Raw genomic sequence first — 4,949 nt, 5'->3', positions numbered from 1 at the left:
TTCAACTAACTTGTCCATAGCCTGTTCCCCCTCGGAGCTGTTTTTGGTGTGCACCAAAACTTTGCTCCTGGAACAGGCTTCTCGTCAATGTCTTATCCAGAATTCGGGTTACTTTTAAGATACAAGGGCAAGCCGATTATGGGTATTGTGCCGCCAAGAACGAAACTTACTACGGCTTTAAAGGAATGTAATGAACGCATCCCAACTACTGAGCCTTTGGCACCGTGCTGGAATTGAGAGGTGAAGCGTGGATCCTCACAGATTTCCGGCTTTATAGTGCCTAAGCGGGAAGCTTGTTGCTCCCTGATGACTGGAGGAACCACCCATGAAACATACTCCTTTTGGCGTCGATAGTGCAAAACATTTGATGCAAATTCATTTTGTCGATGAATACACCGGCGAGCTTATTGATAAGCAACTCAGACGGCAGGATTTTTTAACCTTTTTCAGTCACCGCGAGCCTGGCCTGATTGGTATGGAAGCCTGTGGCGGTGCGCATTATTGGGCTCGGGAGCTAAGAAAACTAGGGCATGAAGTGCGTTTGCTTCAGGCGCGGTTTGTCAGGGCATTCAGGATGGGCAATAAGAACGATGTTCAGGATGCCCGGGCTATATGGCTGGCCGTTCAGCAGCCCGGCAAATCAGTTGCCGTCAAAAACGAAGAACAACAGGCCATTCTGTCATTACATCGGATGCGTTACCAATTAGTGAAATTCAGAACCGCGCAACTCAATGCGCTGCATGGTTTGCTACTGGAGTTCGGTGAAACGGTGCATAAGGGCAGAACCTCATTGGATAAAGCGATACCGGAGGTACTTGAGCGGCTAAGGGAAAAACTGGCCCCTTTCCTGCTCAGTCTTCTTGAAGAACAATACCACCGCTTAAACGAAATCGATGAACAAATTGAGCAGGTGGAAAAGCACCTGATGGCGTGGGCAAAACAGAATGCCGATTGTCAGCGGATTATGAAAATTCCCGGTGTCGGCGTGCTGATTGCCACCGCCGCCATCGCCACGATGGGCGACCCCAGCGCATTCCGATCCGGCAGAGAATTTTCCGCCTATCTGGGATTGGTGCCGAAACAGACAGGAACGGGAGGCCGGGTTAAATTACTGGGGATCAGTAAACGAGGGGATACTTATCTGAGAACCTTGTTTATTCACGGAGCAAGATCGGCCGCCTTACTGACTAAAACGCCCCCGGTGTGGGTAACAGAATTGAAAAAACGACGTCCACTCTGTGTAGCGATAGTCGGCATGGCCAATAAGCTGGCCCGTACCGTTTGGGCACTGGTCGCTCACCAACGGGAGTACCAAAAAGATTACGTCAGTGTCAGGCCTTATTAAGGCGTTTCACTGTTCAACTTTAACTTTTAACTCAACTAAGATGAATGCAGAAAGATTGCGAAGGCAATGATACTGATTGATGACAAAGACAGGTAAGACCGTGACTTGCTAAACCTGAATGAGGTATTGAGCATAAGGCTCGCTAAAGGAATGAGGAGTAAGTCAGCGGATTACATCGAGGCCCGCAGCATCGGCTGCAATAAGGCTGATGTTATGAACTCCCGCTCCTCATGGAGTAAGATGGGAATTCATCAATAAAATCCAGCCAGCTTTGGGAGGAGATTATGCCTAATCTCATCATCGGTCTTGATATTGCTAAAAATATTTTTCAAGTTTATGGGACCAACCACCGTGGCGTAGCCACTATTAAACGGAAGTTACGTCGAAATAGTGTGTTGAAGTTTTTTGCGACTCTGGAGCCTGCACTGATTGGGATCGAAGCCTGCCATAGTGCACATTATTGGGCACGGGAATTGACAAAGTTGGGGCACACGGTTCATTTGTTGCCAACCCAATACGTTAAACCTTTTGTTGTCGGCGGAAAAAATGATGCTAATGATGCTGCTGCGATCTGTATGGCAGTAACAAGACGGGATATTCACTGTGTACCCATAAAAAGTGCTGAGCAGCAATCATTACAGTCATTGCACCGAATACGGGAAGGGGCTATTCAGGAAAGAACGGCTAAATCAAATCAGATCCGTAGTCTGTTTTCAGAAGAAGGCATTATATTTCCGACCGGGCTGTCTTCGCTAAAAAAAGGGCTCCTTGAGCTTATAGAGGACGGAGAGTCAGTGATAACCCCTATCCTGAGAAAGCTGGGTATGATGTATCTTGAACAATTATCCTGTTTACAGGCGTGGATCGGTGAGCTTAACGAAATGATTGACAGATATTTCAAGGAGAACGATGCCTGTCAACGGTTAGCCACCATTCCCGGTATTGGGCCGGTGATCGCCACAGCCATTGTCAGTCGCGTTGGGGATCCAGGTCTGTTCAAAAATGGCCGACACTTTGCTGCCTGGCTGGGGTTAACCCCCAGACAATATTCCAGTGGTGGAAAAACCAAACTCGCTGGAATAACAAAACGGGGTGATGGTTATATACGAAAATTGTTGGTTCAGGGCGCCAGAGCCGTGATTTACCATATAAATCGAAGGCATGATAACTATGGTGAGTGGATAAAAAAACTGATACAGCGTCGTCCGGTAAATATTGTGGCGATCGCGCTGGCAAATAAGATCGCCAGAATATCATGGGTGATATTAACGAGTGAAGAAAAGTTCAGGGTGGCATCGTAATCACAGGGGAATGAAATTTATTTTAGCTTTATTGATCTTGCTAATTGCGCAGGAAAAGTGAGATGGGAGATCGGTCAAACCGACACCTGCAAAACCTGATATATCCGACGACCAAGAATGAATAAAGGTCTGAAGGCCGATAAGGAGCAGGTGTGCATATATCCATCATGGCTCAGCAGAAAATAACCTGCAAACACAGAAGCCGAATGTACGAACGCAGTTATGACCGCCATCCAACGCACTTATCTTGCACATAAGCGGGAGTTCATGTACGGATATAGAGCTGCAACCTACCGTCGATGTCAATGTGATTTTTGTCTTGTAAACGGGATGCGTTCATATAGGCATCTGATGATAGATGAAACCGGTGTGTTAACAAGGATCACGTTGACTCCCGCCAGTGTCAGTGAGCATGAAGCCGCCTGGGATTTGGCCGCCCCGATAAAAGGGTATCTGCTCGGTGATAAGGGCTATTTATGCATGGAATTTAAACAGGAAATGAAGAGGCAGGGCATTGAGATGATTACCCCGATGCGTACCAATATGGATGATCCTCTTCCCAAGGAAACGAGAAGAATGATTAACGCCAAACGCCGTTTAATTGAAACCGTGATTGGTCAACTCGCCGGACAATTTGCTATCGAGAAGTGCCGGGCACGGGATTTATGTATTGGATGAACTCATGCAAACTTCTTCTTGCAATTTCTCTCTCAATAGCCTCATCCAGTATTGCATTATCAATATCCATGTCAGCACCAAAAGTGAGAAAAAGCAGGTTTTCGCATGTATAAAAAAGCCCGCAATTGCGGGCTTTTCATGTTTATTTTCCGGATGTTGAACCACCTGATTTAGGTGCAGCATTTCCACGCCCACCACCAGATGGATTACCTGTTGTGCTTGGCCAGTTACCGCCATTCTGAGGATGACTAGAAGACTGACCTTTTGATGAGTTTTTGCTCATTTTATTTCCTCATGAGTAACGTATTGGAATTATCTTCATATAAAAAACAGCACTTACTATCAGTGACATTGCTCACATAACAACCAATCCCTGTTATATTAAGATTGATGCTTCCCCTTGTGGGCTCTCAGTTTCAGTAGTTGATCAAAACTCAAGTGACTGAGATTGATATTGTTCGGGGTCATCGTGCCATCGGTAGAACTAAAATCAACTTTTTTAGCCGAATCCCAACCCATCAATTCCGACAGTTGTTTAATCGCCGCTTTCGGGTCATGCAATTTTAACTTAATACCGTCTTTGCCAGTGGTTAGCTCTGAGATAGCGCTTAGTGCTGCCGGATTCTGCAAAGCTGAATCTCTAAATTGCCATGTAGCTTGGAACACTGGCTTATCCTTGTCGTCTTCCCTTATCTGACTGTATGGAAGTCGGCGATATCGTGAATAGAAACACGTCCCATTGCTGATAAGCGCTCTAAGGCTTCCTGACGGCTCATCACCGCATAAGAAACGGCTTCTTGGTTCATGGCGTCGAGAAAGGTTTTAACGTTATCAAATGTTATCATTCGGCTGGCCTGAGTTCGGGCAGATTCTCCTTTTGCCTTCCCTCCTGCCTTACGATAAGCATCAACTTGGTTTAACCCTTTTAGGATACCCAGTGCGAATTTTTGCTGTAATGGAGTTAAGGCATCAAAGAGAACTTTCTGCTCATCAGTGAGCGTGGGCTTCTTTTGTGCCATTGTTTGGTTCCTTAAAAAGCAAAAGCCACCACGGGGTATGATGGCATAGGTTATTCCTGTAGCCATTCAGGGAATGGACGCAGAAATATTTACTTTAATTTCATATGATAATTAATTGTTAAGCATTATTCGCTTGTTATTAGGTGAAAATAGGTTTATTTGGTTGATCGGTCTTTATTGTCGTCAGTGAAATAAGGTGAATAAAATGAAAAAATATATTCTTCTTGGTCTGGTAACATTCATAACGACTTTAGCGCCAATGCAGACTTATGCTGCAATTTGTTCAAATCAGACTGGTCAAGAGTGGACTATCTGTATGGGTTGGTGCATGGTAAATAGCTTTGGTCATCCTAACGACTACCTTACTTGTCTATCTTTATAATGAATTCGGATAGGACGGTAACATTCCTACCGTCCTATCATGATGCACTGACACTGAATCCTGATACAGACAAGGGCTTAAAATTAAGTCCTCCCAATGTGTGAAATTCAGATATAATAAGTATCCCCCGGCATAGCCGGGGGTTTTTCATATGCGCCTATAAGGCTTTCTTACCAGCCGCGCCCTAACAGGCGCATCGCAATCTGACATTTGCATTCTATGGA

General features: G+C 45.3%; 5 protein-coding genes and 1 pseudogene. 3 read left to right on the top strand and 3 right to left on the bottom strand.

What is annotated here, in order from left to right:
- Window positions 1-325 precede the first annotated feature (325 nt).
- The 3 genes and pseudogenes from AAC854_RS21130 to AAC854_RS21120 all read left to right on the top strand — a co-directional run.
- The gene (locus AAC854_RS21130; RefSeq protein WP_340618814.1) at window positions 326-1,345 is read left to right on the top strand and encodes an IS110 family RNA-guided transposase; all 1,020 of its coding nucleotides are present in this window, start codon (window positions 326-328) and stop codon (window positions 1,343-1,345) included.
- 284 nt (window positions 1,346-1,629) lie between these two features.
- Entirely contained in the window at window positions 1,630-2,646 is a 1,017-nt protein-coding gene (locus AAC854_RS21125) for an IS110 family RNA-guided transposase (protein ID WP_340618813.1), read from the top strand.
- Between the two features lie 345 nt (window positions 2,647-2,991).
- A pseudogene (locus AAC854_RS21120) lies at window positions 2,992-3,312 on the top strand (transposase); the annotation flags it as partial.
- 154 nt (window positions 3,313-3,466) lie between these two features.
- Here the strand turns inward: AAC854_RS21120 and AAC854_RS21115 are convergent.
- The 3 genes from AAC854_RS21115 to AAC854_RS21105 form a co-directional block, all read right to left on the bottom strand.
- Complete coding sequence (locus AAC854_RS21115) at window positions 3,467-3,607, bottom strand: hypothetical protein (RefSeq protein ID WP_340618811.1); 141 nt, start codon at window positions 3,605-3,607, stop codon at window positions 3,467-3,469.
- Window positions 3,608-3,705: 98 nt separating this feature from the next.
- Entirely contained in the window at window positions 3,706-3,990 is a 285-nt protein-coding gene (locus tag AAC854_RS21110; protein WP_340618810.1) for a hypothetical protein, read from the bottom strand.
- Window positions 3,991-4,013: 23 nt separating this feature from the next.
- A complete protein-coding gene (locus AAC854_RS21105; RefSeq protein ID WP_340618809.1) occupies window positions 4,014-4,343 on the bottom strand; it encodes a terminase small subunit in 330 nt (109 codons plus the stop codon).
- Window positions 4,344-4,949 lie beyond the last annotated feature (606 nt).

Origin of the sequence: Xenorhabdus entomophaga (genome assembly GCF_037996725.1) — a bacterium.
Taxonomy (GTDB): Bacteria; Pseudomonadota; Gammaproteobacteria; order Enterobacterales; family Enterobacteriaceae; genus Xenorhabdus; species Xenorhabdus khoisanae.
The sequence above is the reverse complement of the archived record's forward strand: the minus strand, read 5'-3'. Positions and strand labels throughout refer to the sequence as shown.

What these genes read in the sequence shown, in the direction of transcription:
- AAC854_RS21105 (WP_340618809.1), bottom strand. Translation starts at nt 4,343, where the DNA reads ATGGCACAAAAGAAGCCCACGCTCACTGATGAGCAGAAAGTTCTCTTT.
- AAC854_RS21125 (WP_340618813.1), top strand. Translation starts at nt 1,630, where the DNA reads ATGCCTAATCTCATCATCGGTCTTGATATTGCTAAAAATATTTTTCAA.
- AAC854_RS21115 (WP_340618811.1), bottom strand. Translation starts at nt 3,607, where the DNA reads ATGAGCAAAAACTCATCAAAAGGTCAGTCTTCTAGTCATCCTCAGAAT.
- AAC854_RS21130 (WP_340618814.1), top strand. Translation starts at nt 326, where the DNA reads ATGAAACATACTCCTTTTGGCGTCGATAGTGCAAAACATTTGATGCAA.